This window comes from uncultured Roseibium sp., assembly GCF_947494555.1.
In the GTDB taxonomy this organism is placed as follows: Bacteria; Pseudomonadota; Alphaproteobacteria; order Rhizobiales; family Stappiaceae; genus Roseibium.
This window is the reverse complement of sequence record NZ_CANLVF010000004.1, coordinates 146,797-163,329: the sequence shown is the minus strand read 5'-3', so window position 1 is coordinate 163,329 and position 16,533 is coordinate 146,797. Positions and strand designations below refer to the sequence as shown.

The 16,533-nt window shown below is 55.8% G+C and carries 20 protein-coding genes; 10 read left to right on the top strand and 10 right to left on the bottom strand.

The features are described from left to right. Window positions 1–205: 205 nt before the first annotated feature. The 4 genes from Q0915_RS19670 to hemE form a co-directional block, all read right to left on the bottom strand. Window positions 206–778, bottom strand: a complete 573-nt coding sequence (locus Q0915_RS19670; RefSeq protein WP_299477578.1) for a GNAT family N-acetyltransferase — start codon at window positions 776–778, stop codon at window positions 206–208. 129 nt (window positions 779–907) lie between these two features. Beyond that, entirely contained in the window at window positions 908–2,173 is a 1,266-nt protein-coding gene (rho, locus tag Q0915_RS19665) for a transcription termination factor Rho (RefSeq protein WP_299477575.1), read from the bottom strand. Window positions 2,174–2,473: 300 nt separating this feature from the next. After that, window positions 2,474–2,902, bottom strand: a complete 429-nt coding sequence (hemJ, locus tag Q0915_RS19660) for a protoporphyrinogen oxidase HemJ (RefSeq protein ID WP_299477572.1) — start codon at window positions 2,900–2,902, stop codon at window positions 2,474–2,476. A gap of 7 nt (window positions 2,903–2,909) precedes the next feature. Continuing rightward, the gene (hemE, locus tag Q0915_RS19655) at window positions 2,910–3,938 is read right to left on the bottom strand and encodes a uroporphyrinogen decarboxylase (RefSeq protein WP_299477570.1); all 1,029 of its coding nucleotides are present in this window, start codon (window positions 3,936–3,938) and stop codon (window positions 2,910–2,912) included. A gap of 425 nt (window positions 3,939–4,363) precedes the next feature. Here hemE and Q0915_RS19650 point away from each other — a divergent pair, with 425 nt between their 5' ends. The 5 genes from Q0915_RS19650 (at window position 4,364) to dnaQ (ending at window position 8,062) form a co-directional block, all read left to right on the top strand. Beyond that, a complete protein-coding gene (locus Q0915_RS19650; protein ID WP_299477567.1) occupies window positions 4,364–5,206 on the top strand; it encodes a pyruvate, water dikinase regulatory protein in 843 nt (280 codons plus the stop codon). Window positions 5,207–5,237: 31 nt separating this feature from the next. After that, window positions 5,238–5,831 carry a Maf-like protein gene (locus tag Q0915_RS19645; RefSeq protein WP_299477564.1) on the top strand — a complete coding sequence of 198 codons (594 nt, stop codon included), beginning with the start codon at window positions 5,238–5,240 and terminating at the stop codon, window positions 5,829–5,831. Then, complete coding sequence (locus Q0915_RS19640) at window positions 5,828–6,676, top strand: shikimate dehydrogenase (RefSeq protein ID WP_299477561.1); 849 nt, start codon at window positions 5,828–5,830, stop codon at window positions 6,674–6,676. The genes Q0915_RS19645 and Q0915_RS19640 overlap by 4 nt, the downstream gene beginning before the upstream one ends. Next, entirely contained in the window at window positions 6,673–7,260 is a 588-nt protein-coding gene (gene coaE / locus Q0915_RS19635; protein WP_299477558.1) for a dephospho-CoA kinase, read from the top strand. The genes Q0915_RS19640 and coaE overlap by 4 nt, the downstream gene beginning before the upstream one ends. 88 nt (window positions 7,261–7,348) lie before the next feature. Beyond that, on the top strand, window positions 7,349–8,062 hold the full coding sequence (gene dnaQ, locus Q0915_RS19630) for a DNA polymerase III subunit epsilon (RefSeq protein ID WP_299477555.1): 714 nt from the start codon (window positions 7,349–7,351) through the stop codon (window positions 8,060–8,062). A 40-nt stretch (window positions 8,063–8,102) separates the two neighbouring features. Here the strand turns inward: dnaQ and Q0915_RS19625 are convergent, their stop codons facing one another. After that, window positions 8,103–8,537, bottom strand: coding sequence for a MarR family transcriptional regulator (locus Q0915_RS19625; RefSeq protein ID WP_299477552.1), 435 nt, complete (start codon window positions 8,535–8,537; stop codon window positions 8,103–8,105). 91 nt (window positions 8,538–8,628) lie between these two features. On the opposite strand from Q0915_RS19625, the gene Q0915_RS19620 reads away from it, so the two are divergent. Together Q0915_RS19620 and Q0915_RS19615 are read left to right on the top strand one after the other, a co-directional pair. Continuing rightward, entirely contained in the window at window positions 8,629–9,168 is a 540-nt protein-coding gene (locus tag Q0915_RS19620; protein WP_299477549.1) for a DOMON domain-containing protein, read from the top strand. A 61-nt stretch (window positions 9,169–9,229) separates the two neighbouring features. Further along, window positions 9,230–9,547 carry a hypothetical protein gene (locus tag Q0915_RS19615; RefSeq protein ID WP_299477546.1) on the top strand — a complete coding sequence of 106 codons (318 nt, stop codon included), beginning with the start codon at window positions 9,230–9,232 and terminating at the stop codon, window positions 9,545–9,547. 50 nt (window positions 9,548–9,597) lie between these two features. On the opposite strand, the gene Q0915_RS19610 is transcribed toward Q0915_RS19615, so the two are convergent. Both Q0915_RS19610 and Q0915_RS19605 read right to left on the bottom strand, forming a co-directional pair. Further along, window positions 9,598–10,479 (bottom strand): aminoglycoside phosphotransferase family protein, encoded by an 882-nt coding sequence (locus tag Q0915_RS19610; RefSeq protein WP_299544395.1) that lies wholly within the window; start codon window positions 10,477–10,479, stop codon window positions 9,598–9,600. Between the two features lie 18 nt (window positions 10,480–10,497). After that, a complete protein-coding gene (locus Q0915_RS19605; RefSeq protein ID WP_299477540.1) occupies window positions 10,498–11,484 on the bottom strand; it encodes a D-glycerate dehydrogenase in 987 nt (328 codons plus the stop codon). Window positions 11,485–11,772: 288 nt separating this feature from the next. Here Q0915_RS19605 and Q0915_RS19600 point away from each other — a divergent pair, with 288 nt between their 5' ends. Together Q0915_RS19600 and Q0915_RS19595 are read left to right on the top strand one after the other, a co-directional pair. Then, window positions 11,773–12,270, top strand: a complete 498-nt coding sequence (locus Q0915_RS19600; protein WP_299479114.1) for an SH3 domain-containing protein — start codon at window positions 11,773–11,775, stop codon at window positions 12,268–12,270. Window positions 12,271–12,355: 85 nt separating this feature from the next. After that, window positions 12,356–12,742, top strand: coding sequence for a hypothetical protein (locus Q0915_RS19595; RefSeq protein WP_299477537.1), 387 nt, complete (start codon window positions 12,356–12,358; stop codon window positions 12,740–12,742). A 328-nt stretch (window positions 12,743–13,070) separates the two neighbouring features. Here Q0915_RS19595 and fabI read toward each other — a convergent pair whose 3' ends face one another. From fabI to fabA, 3 genes are all read right to left on the bottom strand, one after another. After that, a complete protein-coding gene (fabI, locus tag Q0915_RS19590; RefSeq protein ID WP_299477534.1) occupies window positions 13,071–13,883 on the bottom strand; it encodes an enoyl-ACP reductase FabI in 813 nt (270 codons plus the stop codon). Between the two features lie 10 nt (window positions 13,884–13,893). Beyond that, the gene (gene fabB, locus Q0915_RS19585; RefSeq protein ID WP_299477531.1) at window positions 13,894–15,117 is read right to left on the bottom strand and encodes a beta-ketoacyl-ACP synthase I; all 1,224 of its coding nucleotides are present in this window, start codon (window positions 15,115–15,117) and stop codon (window positions 13,894–13,896) included. 125 nt (window positions 15,118–15,242) lie between these two features. Continuing rightward, the gene (gene fabA, locus Q0915_RS19580) at window positions 15,243–15,749 is read right to left on the bottom strand and encodes a 3-hydroxyacyl-[acyl-carrier-protein] dehydratase FabA (protein WP_299477528.1); all 507 of its coding nucleotides are present in this window, start codon (window positions 15,747–15,749) and stop codon (window positions 15,243–15,245) included. A gap of 339 nt (window positions 15,750–16,088) precedes the next feature. Between fabA and irrA the strand changes: the two genes are divergently transcribed. Beyond that, window positions 16,089–16,520, top strand: a complete 432-nt coding sequence (irrA, locus tag Q0915_RS19575) for an iron response transcriptional regulator IrrA (protein WP_299477525.1) — start codon at window positions 16,089–16,091, stop codon at window positions 16,518–16,520. The last annotated feature ends 13 nt before the right edge of the window (window positions 16,521–16,533 follow it).

Sequence of the window (16,533 nt, the reverse complement as noted above, 5' to 3'; positions counted from 1 at the left end):
GCCGTCTGCGCCTATGCGCCCCAAAGACCTAGAGCCGCTGGTGAACATTCCGATCGGGAATTCTGAGACCGGAAAACCGGCTCGATGGACTCACAAGGAAAACACCGAATGCTCCCGAAACAGGGTTTGCTGGCATCGGTTCGGGTACGAATCGAAATCGGTCAATATTCGCCCGCGCAGTGTTTCACGTGAATCTTCGACTGTATCAGCCGTAACGCGCGATCCAGTCTGATGCCGCTAACCGATAGAGCACATGCGGCGCGACCGGGTGATCAGCAGGAAGAGACGGATGAAGAAAGTCTCCCTCGTGATCCCGCTGCATTCCGATGCGTTTCATTACCTTTCTGGAAGGCGCGTTGGCGGGAATTGTGAATGCGACAATCTCATCAAGTCCGATTGTTTCAAAGCCGAATCGAAGCCAGGCCCGGGCCGCCTCGCTCGCATAGCCTTTCCCCCAGGCCGACTTCTTCAATCGCCAACCGATCTCGATACATGGATCAAAGGGAAGCGGTGCAGCGTAGGTTGGCCTGCTCAATCCGACAAATCCCAAGAACTCGCCGGTATCCCTGACCTCCACCGGCGCCATGCAAAATCCGTCCTTCCCCTGCTTGTCGATGCATCTGGAAACAAGTTCTTCCGATTTGTCGCGGGTCAGCACCTCCGGGAAGTAGCGCATGACTTCCGGGTCTGCGCACATTCTTGCAAACGGCTCGACGTCCTGGTCCTGCCAGGCGCGCAGAAGCAGTCGATCTGTTTCTAGGTAGATTTTTCCGGGCATCAGATCGGGTCCGATTCAAATGGCTGCAGGCGGCGCGTTCGCATCGGATGCGCAGCAAAAGCGTTAACAAAAAGTAAAGGCGCGAACCCCGGGAGATCCGCGCCTTTGAAATTCCGACAGGTACCAGGATCAGGTATTCATACTGTCGAAGAATTCGTCGTTGGACTTGGTTTGCTTGAGCTTGTCGAGAAGGAACTCCACAGCATCCACTGTCCCCATCGGATTGAGGATCCGGCGCAGAACGAAAGTCTTTTTGAGACGCTCATGCGGCACAAGGAGTTCTTCCTTGCGCGTACCGGAGCGTTGAATGTCGATCGAAGGATAGACGCGCTTGTCGGAGATCTTCCGGTCAAGGATGATTTCGGAGTTACCCGTTCCCTTGAATTCCTCGAAGATAACTTCGTCCATGCGGCTGCCGGTATCGATCAGCGCTGTTGCGATAATCGTCAAGGAGCCACCCTCTTCGATATTACGAGCCGCACCGAAGAACCGCTTTGGACGCTGCAGTGCGTTCGCATCGACACCACCGGTCAGAACCTTGCCGGATGACGGCACAACGGTGTTGTACGCCCGGCCGAGGCGTGTGATGGAATCGAGCAGGATCACGACATCGCGGCCATGTTCCGTCAGGCGCTTGGCCTTCTCGATGACCATCTCGGCGACCTGAACGTGGCGTGATGCCGGTTCATCGAATGTCGATGAGACAACTTCCCCGTTCACCGTGCGCTGCATGTCGGTGACTTCTTCCGGACGCTCGTCGATCAGAAGGACGATGAGATAGCACTCAGGGTGATTGTTTGTAATGGATTTCGCAATGTTCTGCAGAAATACGGTCTTACCGGTTCTCGGGGGCGCCGTAATCAGAGCACGCTGGCCTTTGCCGAGAGGCGCGACCAGATCAATCACCCGGGAAGACAGATCCTTGATTGTCGGATCCTCGATTTCCATCCGGAAACGTTCATCGGGATAGAGCGGTGTCAGGTTGTCGAAGTGAACCTTGTGCCGCGCCTTTTCCGGATCCTCGAAGTTGATCGTGTTGACTTTCAGGAGGGCAAAGTACCGCTCGCCTTCTTTTGGGCTGCGGATCTGTCCTTCGACTGTGTCACCGGTCCGGAGCGAAAAGCGCCTGATCTGCGAAGGTGAGACATAGATATCGTCCGGTCCTGGCAGATAGTTCGCATCGGGGGATCTGAGAAAGCCGAACCCATCCTGAAGGACTTCGACGACGCCTTCTCCGATAATATCCACATCCTGCGCGGCGAGATTTTTTAGGATAGCGAACATCAGCTCCTGCTTACGCATGGTGCTGGCGTTTTCGACTTCGAGCTCCTCGGCAACCTGCAGCAGCTCTGTCGGAGTTTTTTCTTTTAGATCTTTGAGTTTCATTTCCCGCATCGAGTTGGGGTCAGGGTTGTTATTGGGATTTCATTTGGAAGGTAAGGTCTGTGCCGTATGAGATGGGCCGGCCAGACAATATCTGAGAGACTTTTAGATGTATCCAGATTGTTCGGTGAAACGTATCGACTTAAAACAAACACTGCACCGAATTGAAGTGCGCGGAAGATACGTTGTTTTGCGTTGAATCGCAAGCCCGCAAATCTGCTGGTTTTTTGGGCTCGCAGATAGCTTTGGGCCGACACGAATAAGGCAGCTGTCAACCAGCAACTGCCTCGTTCTTGCGCACTTGATCCGTCGTCAGAACGGTTTGACTATGACGAGAATGACGATGCCGATCATGAGCACGGTCGGCACCTCGTTGAGGATCCTGTAGAATCGTGTCGATCGCGTGTTCCTGTCTGCGGCAAATGTTTTCACACACCGGCTGAGATATCCGTGGACCCCCGACATGATCAGGACCAGGGTAAACTTTGCGTGGAACCAGCCGTCTTGCCACGCTGATATCTCATAGGCCGCCCAAAGCCCGAATATCCATGCTGCAATCATTGACGGATTGATGATTGCCTTCAGGAGGCGGCGCTCCATGATTTTGAATGTCTCGGATTGCTCCGAACCGATCTCAGCATCCGCGTGATAAACAAACAGGCGTGGCAGATAGAGCATTCCCGCCATCCAGGCGATAATCGAAATAACGTGCAGTGATTTCACCCACAAAAACAAATCCATTGAAACATCACCCTTCGCGTACCAGGTCGACCATCCGTGCAACATGATCCGGATCCGCGTCCGGCGTTACGCCGTGCCCGAGATTGAAGATCAGCGGACCCTTGTCGAATGTTTTCAGAATATGAGCGACGCCGTCTTCCAGGGCGGTGCCGCCGGCGACCAGACGCATGGGATCGAGATTGCCCTGAATCGGAATGTTCCGTTGAATATCCAGTGCCAGATGATCCGGCGCTGTCCAATCGAATCCAACCGCGTCAACACCGGTTCCCTCGACAAATGTCTTCAAACGGGCTGACGATGCTTTCGGGAAGCCGATGATTTTCGCATCCGGCCGCTGCGCCTTGACCCCGTCGACAATCCGGCGTGTCGGTTCGATCGACCAACGGCGGAACCCGGCATCGTCCAGAACGCCTGCCCAGGTGTCGAATATCTGGACCGCATCGGCACCTGCCTCGAACTGACGCAAAAGGTACCGGATCGACGCTGTCACAAGATGATCGACAAAGCGCTGCATCAGATCCGGGTCGCGATAAGCGCCAACGCGTGCCGCTACCTGATCCTGTGTCGTATGACCTGCAACGGAATAGCACGCAACGGTCCAGGGAGCCCCACAGAAGCCCAACAGTGTTGTCTCTGCTGGGAGTTCCACCCGAAGGCGTGAAACGGTCTCTATGACCGGTTTCAGGTGGTCCTCGGCACGATCCTGTTCAAGACGGTCGATCAGATCGGAAGACAAAGGTTCCAGAACCGGACCCCGGCCTTCTTCAAAACGAACCGGATACCCGATCGCATCGGGAACGACGAAGATGTCTGAAAACAGAATGCTTGCATCAAAACCATAGCGGCGGATCGGCTGGAGAGTGACCTCTGTTGCCAGATCCGGCGAGTAGCAGAAATCCAGGAAGTTTTTGGCTTTGGCTCTGACTTCCCTGTATTCGGGGAGATAGCGTCCGGCTTGCCGCATCATCCAAATGGGAGGTGGCCAGAGTTTTTCTCCTGAGAGAACCCGCATCACGGCTCTGTCTTCGGATTTCATCGGATGGACCTTTCCCACATTTCAATTCAAATAAGATTCTTATTTTGAATCTGTTTTTTCTGTTTGCGCGTGGATTACCGGGATCATTTTCTGTCCACAATGCACTTAGTCAAAATTCAGGGACGGGAAAATTATCCCGAAGAACCGGCTGAATCGTTCCCCAAGAGTCGATAACCAAATTTAGAGATTGATTCCAGGCACTTGAAGGAGTGTTTACCTTTCGTTAAGAAATTGTGTCCGCGTGGATAGTCTGTCGAAATGTCACAGTCTCCATGTGAATTCACACCAACCCATATTCGTTTCGGATCCAGTTTGCGCGCGTTAATGCATTGTTAACAATTCTTGCTGAACGGGCATAAACTTCGTGACACCTGCGCAAGTCGGGACGAGACTCCCAATTCGTCAACAGCCCTGGGGATGATATCGTGAACAAGTCGAGACACTACTTTCATTTGCATCTTGTGTCCGACTCAACCGGTGAAACACTGATGACGGTCGCACGGGCGGCAACGGTGCAATATGAGAATGTTCAGGAAATAGAGCACGTTTACCCCTTGGTCCGCTCGTCAAAACAGCTCGACAGGGTGATCTCGGAAATCGAAAACGCACCCGGGATCGTGCTCTATACGCTTGTGGACGATGAAATTGCCAATCGCCTGGAACAAAAATGCCGTGAACTCGGTGTTCCCTTCGTGAACATTCTCGACCCGGTGTTCGCTGTATTCCAGTCCTATCTTAATGTAACACAGACCCATCGCGTGGGCGGCCAGCACGAACTGGATGCGGAGTATTTCCGCCGAATGGAAGCGCTCAACTACACGATGCTGCACGATGACGGTCAGGTTTGGGACGATCTGGAATCAGCCGACATTGTCCTGATCGGAATTTCCAGAACATCCAAGACACCGACCTGCATTTATCTGGCCAACCGGGGCATCAAGGCGGCTAATGTGCCTCTGGTTCCGGGGATACCGCTTCCCGATCACGTGAAAAAACTGAAACGGCCGATGATTGTCGGGCTGATCGCGTCCGTTGAACGTATTCAGCAGATCCGCCGGAACCGGGTCCTGTCATTGAATTCCGATGGCTACAACGACACGTATGTCGACCGGAAGGAAATTTCGCAGGAAGTAACGATGACGCGCCGGCTTTGCTCCGAACACAGGTGGCCGCTTATTGACGTCACACGCCGGTCGGTGGAAGAAACAGCTGCAGAAATCCTGACGCTTTTCAAGGATTTCAAATCAGAAACGGAAAAAGCGGTCTGAAGCGATCGCACAGCAGGGCAAAAGAGGAAACATGGCACTCGTTTTGGCGAGCGGAAGCAGGATCCGCGCTGAACTGATGAAAAATGCAGGTTTGGCGATCGAGGTCGACCCCTCTGATGTCGACGAACGCGCGGTCGAGGCCCCGCTCCTTGAAGCCGGATTTCCGCCCGAAGATCTCGCCAGTGTTCTGGCAGAGGCCAAGGCCAATGACGTCAGCGGGCGCAGGCATGGCGATCTTGTGGTCGGTGCGGACCAGATCCTCGCATTTGAGGGCAAACGCCGCACCAAGCCTGAAGACATGGAAGCCGCCAGGCGGCAGTTGCTCTCCTTTTCGGGAAAAACCCATGAACTTCATTCTGCTGTTGTGATCTCGCAGAACGGCGAGGCGGTCTGGCGCCAGGTCTCGACCGCGCGTCTGACAATGCGCGCGCTTACCCCCGCGTTCATCGGTCATTACCTGGCTGCTGCCGGAAACGATGTTCTCTCCAGCGTTGGAGCTTACCAGCTGGAGGGTCTTGGCGTGCAACTGTTTGAAAAAATTGAAGGCGACTATTTCACTATTCTCGGTTTGCCTCTGTTGCCGTTGCTCGCCCAATTGCGGATGATGAAGGTTTTGGAGACATGAACGCTTCTCCCAGAAAGGCGGCAATCACCGGTCACCCGGTTGCCCATTCAAGGTCCCCGCTAATCCATGGCTATTGGCTAAAGGAACTCGGCATAGACGGGGAATACGGCCGTGTCGACGTGGCCCCGGAGATTGCCGAAGAGTTTTACCGGAACTTTTCCGCGTCAGGCCTGATTGGTGCAAATGTTACGGTTCCGCACAAGGAGACGGCTGCAAAGGTATGCGACTGGCTGGATGGTGCCGCAAAAGCAATGGGTGCCGCCAATACGCTGTGGCTGGACGACACCGGCAGAATTTGTGGCGCAAACACCGATGGTCTCGGGTTTCTCGGCAATCTCGACCAATTGGCACCGGGTTGGGACAATTCCACCGGATCCGCGCTTGTGCTTGGCGCAGGCGGCGCGGCGCGTGCGATAGTCTGGGCGTTGCTCTCCAGAAAATTCACAAGAGTGCATATCGTCAATCGAACTGTCGAAAAAGCGCAGAAAATCGCGGAAGAGTTTGGAGCCGGAACGTTTGCCCATGGCTGGGATGAGCTGGGGACACTCCTTGGAGAAACAGATCTTCTGGTGAACTCGACATCCCTTGGAATGACCGGAAAGCCGCCGCTTGAGATCGACCTGGCCGGTTTGCCGAAACACGCGCTGGTCAATGATATCGTCTACGCACCCCTGGAAACCGATCTCCTGAAAGCTGCCGCCCTACGGGGTAATCCGACCGTGGACGGAATAGGAATGCTCTTGCACCAGGCCGTTCCCGCGTTTGAAAGATGGTTCGGCGTGCGCCCGCAGGTCACCGATGAATTGCGAACGCTTGCTCTGAAGGACCTTGGAGTCATCTCATGATCAAAATCGGGCTCACCGGATCCATCGGCATGGGTAAGTCGACCACGGCACAGATGTTCGCTGCCCACGGGATTCCGGTGCATGATGCCGACGCGGCCGTGCACCGCCTTTATGAAGGCAGCGCGGTCCCTCTGATCAGCGATGCGTTTCCGGGAACAGTGGTAGACGGCAAGGTCGATCGAACCCTTTTGTCAAAACAGGTCCTCGGCAATCCGGAGGCGATGAAACGTCTGGAAGAGATTGTTCATCCGCTGGTGCACGAGGAAGAACGGACCTTTCTGGATCTGGTAAGACTGGACGGACACTCGATGGTGCTGTTGGATATTCCGCTTCTCTTCGAAACAGGCGCTGAAGCCAGGGTCGATGTGATCGTGGTCGTAACAGCAGATGCCGATATCCAGCGAGAGCGTGTGCTGTCCCGACAAGGCATGACGACGGAGCGTTTCGAAGCAATCCTGAAAAAACAGGTGCCGGATGCCGAAAAGCGGGAAAAGGCCGACTTCCTGATCGACACGGGACTCGGGTTTGAGGCCGCGGAGCAGCGCGTAGCCGAGATCCTGCAGGAACTTGGCGAACGCGTTTAGGAAAGGCTGAACACCGGGGAAAACAACTGGTCAGTCTTGCCTCTTGAAACCGGAGCTGCACAGTGGGTATCGAGGCGAAAGGCAAAAAATGCGCGAAATATCCTTCGATACGGAAACGACCGGACTGAACCCCAGAGGTGGCGACCGGCTGGTGGAAATCGGCGGCGTTGAGCTGATCAACCACATCCCGACCGGAAACTCCTATCACGTCTATATCAATCCAGAGCGGGATATGCCGGAAGAAGCGTTCCGTGTGCACGGGCTCTCGGAAGAGTTTCTCTCCGACAAGCCGCTTTTTGCCGCGGTGGCTGATGAGTTTCTGGAATTTGTCGCCGACGCCACACTGGTCATCCACAACGCTGCTTTTGATATGGGGTTCATCAACACGGAACTCGATCGGGCAGGCCGGCGGACGATCCCGAACACCCAGGTCCTGGACACGCTTGAAATCGCAAGACGCAAACATCCGACAGGCCCGAATTCTCTGGATGCTTTGTGTTCCCGCTACGGTATCGACAACTCAAGACGCGTCAAACACGGCGCTCTTCTCGACGCGGAAATCTTGGCGGAAGTCTATCTGGAGCTGATCGGCGGACGCCAGACAGCTCTCGGCCTTATGCCGGAGGAAGAGGCGGCGTCGACGGGCGGACCGTCAGTTGTTTCGGGGGAACTCGGCAGGTTCAATGCCAAACCGCGCCCGACACCTCTTGCGGCCAGGCTGACAGAAGAGGAATTTTCGGCACACAAGGCATTTGTCGAAGGGCTTGGGGACGACGCCCTCTGGAAAAAATACGGGAATTGACGGTCACGTAGACACTGACAATCGGGTCGGGCCTACCGGATCAGGCACCCAGCTTGATGATGGCTTTGAGACCGGCCTTCAATGTGTCCAGCTTCTCGGCGCCGAGCGCATTCGCATACTCCTTTTCGATTTTCAGCTTTACGGATGTCGCGTCCCGTAAGGCGCGCATGCCTTGTTCCGTCAGAACAACAAGCTTCCGGCGCTTGTCACCTGCGTCGGGTTCACGGCGTATGATTCCGTCGTCGGCCAGATCATCCAGATGTTGTTGAACGGCTTGCTTGGTCAGTCCTGACCGCTCCGTAAGGGTCGTTTGCGCTATGCCTTCATCGCTCAGGAATTGCATGAGGCTGCCGCGGGCTTCCGCATACCAGGTATGGCCATGTCCCACCATGCCTTGGGTAAAGCGTTGTTTCCAAATAGCTGTTGCCTGCCACAGATCCCAGCCGACATGGTCGGGCTTCTTGTATTTCGTCATTTTCCGTTCCAGATTAATATCGTCAAGTTACTTGACAGAATGAATCATCGCCTTTAGTCAAGCTACTTGACAACTACGCAGGAGGCAAACGATGTACGATCTCCATTTCATGGACCGGCGGTTCCTGGTCATCGGGGCGGCGGGATGTCTTCTCTTCTGGACGGCCTCCGCAATTGCAGCGACCAAATGGAACAGCCAGGAGAAGCGAATTCATTCAGATGGGGTCGAATTCAGCTGGTACTTCCGGAAGCAGCGGCTTCATGCGCAGATGGCAGCTCCGACGAACGGTTGGCTCGCGATTGGTTTCAATTCGTCACCTGGCCTGAAGAACGCCTATTTTGTCATGATGCGGATGGAAAATGGCCGGTTTCAGTCGAGTGAACGAATTTCGTCAGGCTTCGATCATGCCGCTGTCGGAGAGCTCGGTCTTCCGTCAGTCCTGATCGACGGCTCAGGCAAGTCCGACGTCGGAAAGACAAGCGTTTCGATTCATTTGCCTGCACGTCTTCCAGGTCCGGCGAACATCCGGCTGACTGAGGGCAGCGAGACGCACATCATGCTGGCCTGGTCTCAAAGCGGGGACTTTTCCCACCACTCCACATGGCGCCGGCACTTTCGAAAAACCCTTTAGGGCAGCCGAACAGCGCATGTTCACCAAGCAATCAGGCAAACAAACCGAAAGGACTTAACTAATGGATATTCTTACCGGAAAGCTGCTTGCAGTCGTAATGATCGGATCAACGCACTACGTTGATGTCGGTCAAGGTGAGGACGCTATCATCTACTACCCGAACGAAACCGTGGCGCACATGCAGCTGCCGAAAGCGGATGCTCCGCTGAAAGGTAAAGTGACGCTGAAGGATGACGGCTACTATGTGAAGTGGGATGGCGGACCGGAAGGGTTCTGGAAGATTTCCTACGCTCCGGGCAGCTTCACTTATATCAATCCGGAGGGAGAGGCCGCAGGCACAATTACACGGCTGGTTCCCGGCAATGCGGCGGGGTTTTGATCTTTCCGCATTTTTCGTACAGCCTTCCGCGCAGAGAGAGTCGATTGCATTCAGAGCAACCAGAGTGATGTTTCGAAATGGCGGTGGGAAAAGTCGCTTTCAAACGCCCATGCCATCGTCTGGGCGATTGTCCATAGCCGGGCCCTCTCCCGGTCCAATTCAAGTTCCTCTGACAAACGATCCAACCGGTAAAGCGCGTCGCGTTTCGAATGTCCAAATTCGAAACTCCGAACGATCGGACTGAGGGCAAAAGCCGGATCGCCGACCAGCGGTTTTGGATCGATCACCAGCCAGGGTTCGCGGTTGGCTGAAAGCACATTGTGGCCGTGAAGGTCCTGATGCAGCAATACCTTGCCGGTCTCGTCCTTCGTCAGTTCACCCAAGGCGTCAAAGGCAAGGTCGACAAGATACGTGTCGCATGGCTTTCCGGCTTTTTCCCAATCGGACCTTATCGATGCGCGCCAGTGCGCGGCCTCGTCGGCCAGGTTCGTAAACGGCTGGTCTGCCGGGACAAGCAGTTTCTTGAGCAGGTTCGAAAGTACGCCGATTTGGTCAACGTCTTCAGACTCGGCCAGAAGCTGACCCGGACGACAGCGTTCCAGCAAAAGCGCGCCGAGCTCCGGAGCATGGTCGAGTAGACGGATAGCACCATTGCCGTCCCAGCGGGAGAGCGCGTCAGCTTCGAACCGGGTTTCCCGGTGAACGAACTGAAGTTTGAGAACAACCTCTTCCCCGTTGCGCTCGGCCGGGATGACAAGTGAAACGTTGCCGCCCTCGAACGGCTGTCCGAGAGCTGAAATCTGAAAACGTTCTCGAGCGCGCGAAATCAGGTCCGGAAGACTGTCTAGCCAGGCACGTCCGCCTTCCAGCCTCTCCAGCCAGAATAGTCGGTCTGGAACCTTTACGCGCATTTCGTTGGAAGCTGGCTCCACAGGAAATCCGGACGGATGTCAAAGCATCGACGGCAAAACGCGATCCGGCGGCCGGTGACCATCCATGAAGGTCTTGATGTTGATGATGACCTTTTCGCCCATCTCAATGCGGCCTTCGATCGTGGCCGATCCCATGTGGGGAAGCAGGACCACGTTTTCCAATTTCACCAGCTTGGGATTGACGGCGGGTTCGTGTTCGAACACGTCCAGACCCGCTCCGGCAAGATCGCCGGCTTCCAGCATGCGGATCAGCGCGTTTTCGTCGATGACCTCGCCACGCGCCGTGTTGACCACGTAAGCGTCCTTTTTCAGGAGTTTCAGCCGGCGGGCTGACAGCAGGTGGAAGGTTGCGGGTGTGTGCGGGCAATGGATCGAAACCACATCCATGCGGGCGAGCATCTGGTCGAGGCTTTCCCAGTAGGTGGCTTCCAGTTCTTCCTCCACCTCGTCGGCGACCCGGCGCCGGTTATGGTAGTGGATCGACATACCGAATGCTTTCGCCCGGCGCGCGACGGCCTGACCGATGCGGCCCATGCCGATGATGCCGAGGCGTTTTCCCCAGATCCGGTGTCCGAGCATCCAGGTCGGCGACCATCCTGCCCAATCGCCTGAAGCCAGGGCACCGATGCCTGTGGCAAGTCGACGCGGCACCGAAAGCATCAGTGCCATGGTCATGTCGGCGGTGTCTTCGGTAAGCACACCCGGCGTGTTGGTGACATTGATACCGCGATTGTTGGCGGTCACGACATCGATGTTGTCGACCCCGTTGCCGAAATTCGCAATCAGCTTGAGGTTCTCACCTGCCTGGGAGAGGACCGACGAATCGATCCGGTCTGTAACGGTCGGCACCAGGACATCGGCATTTCTGACGGCTTCCACAAGCTCCGCCTGGCTGAAAGGTCTGTCATTTTCATTGAGACGCGTTTCAAAAAGCTCCCGCATTCGGGTTTCGACCACTTCCGGAAGCTTCCGGGTCACAACAACGACAGGCTTCTTTTTCGCCATACCAACTGCCTTTCGCGCTACGTTGGGAATTTGTTAACCCCAACGGATTCACTTTGATGCTGCGCGTTGCGCGAGCGCATGAGACCACACCCTTTCCTTACCAGATGGTTCGGCAGAAACAAGAGATCGGTTTCATTCGCCGCGTATTGCCCACCAGCCAGAATCGGCAAGGTGGTTTTTACGCAGTTTTTTCGTTACAGATTTGACGCAACTCAAAGATCAAGAACAATTGGACAGCCGGATAATATGACCCGTTCGTTTCCAGGCAGCCGCCACATTCTGTGTGTGATGACAATCCTGTTTGCCATGACCTGGCTGACGGCGCCCGCAGCAGCGCAAGGCACGACGACCGGCGCGTCAGGTTTACCCATTCCACGTTTCGTCAGTCTGAAATCGGACCGGGTTAACGTGCGGGTCGGCCCGTCACGCGAGCATGCCATAGCCTGGACCTTCGTTCAGTCCGGTCTTCCGGTCGAGATCATACAGGAATTTGAAAACTGGCGCCGCATTCGCGACTGGGAGGGTAAGGTCGGCTGGGTGTTCCATTCCCTGCTGTCCGGCCGCCGCACCGCGCTGGTGACGCCATGGGAAAAGAACGACCGGACCCCACTCAGGGCCCGCTCCCGCTCCGATGCCGATATCGTTGCGGAACTTGAGCCCTTCGTGCTGACCTCGGTCACCGAATGCGCCGGCGGCTGGTGTCGCGTCAACGGCGACCAATATGACGGCTGGCTCGACCAGACCCGCCTCTTCGGCGTCTATCCGGATGAGATTCTGGAAGATTGAGCGGAGCAATGGTCACCACCGGACCCGACACTCAATGACCTTATGCTGAGGAGCCGCATTAGCGGCGTCTCTGAGGATGGGGATCTTGCGCGGCGTCCGTTGCGTATCCTTCGAGACCGCGCGCTGCGTTGATTCTCAATTGTTGGCGAGTTTGATGGTCATGTCCGATTTTTTTTCGTACCGCCATGTGCACCGTTATCCGAAGGACCTTGAGCTGATCCGGGAAGTGTCTTTAGAAGATCTCTCCAGCTGGTTGGCCGAACACTTTGAGGGTCTGCCTCAAATTCAAGAGCGTGTGCGGGATCTGACAGAACTAAGAGATATTCTGTCTCCAATATTTAATGAGATGCGAGATGGCGATGAAGTCTGGGTGTGCCAAAGCCAGCGAAGAGCGCCATTGTTCGGGCATGAAGGCGTAGCACTTGTGCGTGTCGGGCGGCCGGTTCTCTACGTTCGCGTGATTCAATATTGAGAATCTACTCACATGCAATCCTCTGGCGTCATCCCCGACTTGATCGGGGATCCACTCGTTCCCAGAGCGGTCACGGTTTATCCTCTGCGTGATTCAGGTCTGCAGGAAGACGTGGTGACATGATTTCATATGAAGAGGCCATTGGATCCCCGATCAAGTCGGGGATGACTGCCGTAAGAAGGCTCAAGCCTCGAATCGAGGCTGTTTTCGCTGCGCCCATCATTACCAAAGCTGTTGGCGCGATCTCGCAGGACAAGGACTGGTCTGCAAATTGAAAAAGGCGGCTCGGTGACCGCCTTTCATTCCTGATTGCTTTGCGCGGCAGTGATTAGCCCACCTGGTTTTCCTGGGCCTTCAATTCGTCCAGACGCGGCATCGACATGATGTTGTAGCCGCTGTCCACAAAATGAACCTCGCCTGTGACACCGCCGGAAAGGTCGGACAGAAGGTACAGTCCGGTCCCGCCGATTTCGTCGAGCGAAACGGTCCGGCAAAGCGGTGAATTGCGCTTCTGGAAGTTGAACATCAGTCGCGCGTCCGAGACGCCCGAGCCGGCAAGCGTGCGGACCGGGCCGGCCGAAATTGCGTTCACGCGGATATTCTGTTCGCCGTAGTCGACCGCGAGGTACCGAACGGAGGATTCAAGCGCCGCCTTGGCGACCCCCATGACGTTGTAGTTCGGCATCACTTTGGTCGATCCGCCATAGGTCAGCGTGATGATCGAACCGCCATTCGGCATGATGTCCGCTGCACGCTTGGCAATTTCCGTGAAGGAAAAGCACGAAATCAGCATCGTGCGGGAGAAATTCTCCCGGGTCGTGTCCGCGTATTTTCCGCGCAGCTCCGACTTGTCGGAAAACGCGACCGCATGAACCAGAAAATCAATCGTGCCCCAGGTCTCTTTCAAGGTATCGAAGACCTGGTCGACGGACGCGATATCCTCGACATCGCACGGCAACAGAATCTCAGAACCGACGGACTCGGCCAATGGCTTGGTGCGCTTGCCGAAGGCTTCACCCTGGTAGGTGAATGCGAGTTCCGCTCCGTGGTCGGCGAGTGTCTTGGCAATACCCCAGGCGATGGAGTGATCGTTCGCAACGCCCATAATCAGGCCGCGTTTGCCTTTCATCAGATCAGACATGTCGGCCTCCTCAGCCGTGGTAGCGCGACAGCGCGAGGGAGGCGTTGGTGCCACCGAAGCCGAAGCTGTTGGAAAGAACGGTGTCCAGGCCGGCATTGTCGACACGTTCGGTCACGATTTCGTCCTTGTTGAGAGCCGGATCGAGATCAGCAATGTTGGCCGATGCCGTCATGAAATCGTTCTGGAGCATGAGCAGGCAGTAGATTGCTTCCTGCACACCGGTCGCGCCGAGGCTGTGTCCTGTCAGCGACTTGGTCGAGGAAGCTGGCGGCTGATCCTCGCCGAACACACGCCGGATCGCTTCGATCTCTCCGATATCACCGACCGGAGTCGAGGTGCCGTGGGTGTTGATGTAGTTGACCTTGCGGTCCTCAAGCGTTTCGATGGCAAGCCGCATGCAGCGCTCGCCGCCTTCACCGGAGGGAGCCACCATGTCGTAGCCGTCTGAGTTGGCCGCGTAGCCGGTGACTTCGGCGTAGATTTTCGCGCCGCGCGCCTTGGCATGCTCCAGTTCTTCCAGAACTACAACGCCGCCACCGCCAGCAATCACGAAGCCGTCGCGGGTTGCATCATAGGCGCGAGATGCGGTTTCCGGTGTGTCATTGTATTTGGACGACATGGCGCCCATGGCGTCGAACAGGCAGGAAAGGGTCCAGTCCAGTTCTTCGCCGCCGCCGGCAAACATCACGTCCTGTTTTCCGAACTGGATCTGTTCCGTCGCCGCGCCTATGCAATGTGCCGAGGTGGAGCAGGCTGAAGTGATGGAATAATTGATGCCCTTGATCTTGAAGGGCGTTGCCAGGCACGCGGAGTTGGTTGAGCTCATGCCGCGCGTCACCATAAAAGGACCCATTCGCTTCGGCGACCCTTTTTCGATGACGATTTTGTGGGCCTGGAACAGGTTCTTGGTCGATGGTCCGCCCGAGCCCATGATCAGACCCGTGCGCGTATTCGAAACGTCGGATTCCTCCAGACCACTGTCCGCAATCGCCTGCTGCATGGAGATGTAATTGTAAGCGGCGCCATCTCCCATGAAACGAAGCTGGCGTTTGTCGATCAGCGACGGAATGTCGATTTCCGGCATGCCGTGCACCTGGCTGCGAAAGCCGTGCTCCGCGTAGTCTGGTGCAAAGCGGATACCGGACTTGCCCTCGCGAAGGCTTGCAAGCACTTCCTGGCTATTCGATCCGATGGATGAAACGATTCCGATACCGGTGACGACAACGCGTCTCATTGCGGTCTCCTAATTTTTCGCGGCGCGTTCGGCGCGGTCTCTTTGCCGGCCTCGTGCCTTACATAATGCGCAAACCGGCGTCCCCCAAAAGAAACGCCGGTTGAATTCGATCGATGATGTGGGCCTCAGGTCTTTGCCAGGCCGACGCGCAGGTCCGTCGCCTTGTAGATCTGCTCACCATCGGCTTTCAGCCAGCCGTCAGCTATCCCCAGGACCAGACGGCCTTTCATGATCCGTTTGAAGTCAACGCCATATTCCACGAGTTTCACGTCGGGCGTGACCATTCCCTTGAATTTGATTTCGCCGGTGGAAAGCGCCATGCCCTTCCCTTCCAGTCCGAGCCAGCCGAGAACAAAGCCGGTCAGCTGCCACAGAGCGTCCAGTCCGAGACATCCCGGCATGACGGGATTGCCCTGAAAGTGGCACGGAAAGAACCAAAGATCCGGTTTGATATCGAATTCCGCACGCGCGTAACCCTTGTCGAACTCTCCGCCTGTTTCGGAAAGTTCGGTTATCCGATCGAACATCAGCATTGGCGGGAGAGGCAGTTGGGCGTTGCCCGGGCCAAAGAGCTCGCCGCGGCCGCAGGCGAGGAGATCTTCGTAGTCGTAGCTGGAGCGGCGCTCGGTCATTCAGGATCCGTTTTCTTGCTTCCTACCCATGGTTCCTAAGTGGAACGGGTTTGATTTTTCGTCTTGTTTGCGGCGCCTTCCTAACACAGGGGAACCATGACCGAAAGATGTCGCATAAGCGAAATTTCAGCGTTTTTCGGGCCATTTGGCAAGTTTTGAGCGAAAGTTTCGCCCAAATATTACCGCCGACTTTGGTTGCGCCCTGCGGTTAAAACTTGCATCTTGGGCACAAGAAATGGCAGAACTAGGCAAATATCAGCTGAAACAGGTTCTTCATGAAGATGGTGTAAGCGTAAAACAACCATCTGGAACAAGAGCTTAGATTTGGATCGAATTGGAATGACGACACACACCGCAATGGAAACGACCAGCAAGGATGTGACCGATATTCTGCGTTCCGCGGGTCTGCGGCCAACGCGCCAGCGCGTGTCTCTGGCAGAACTGCTCTATTCCAAGGGCGACCGCCATATTTCAGCGGAGCTGTTGCACGAAGAAGCTGTTGAGGCTGACGTTCCTGTCTCACTGGCGACTGTTTACAACACGCTGCACCAGTTCACCGAGGCAGGCTTGCTGCGTGAAGTCGCGATCGACGGCAACAAGACCTATTTCGACACCAACGTATCCGATCACCACCATTTCTTCATCGAGGGTGAGAACCGCGTGATCGACATTCCAGGCGAGGGCGTCGGCATCGACCGGATCCCACAGGCACCTGAGGGTATGGAAGTCGTTCGCGTTGATGTGGTCGTCCGCGTCCGCGAAAAGCGCTGATCCGAAGCTCAGC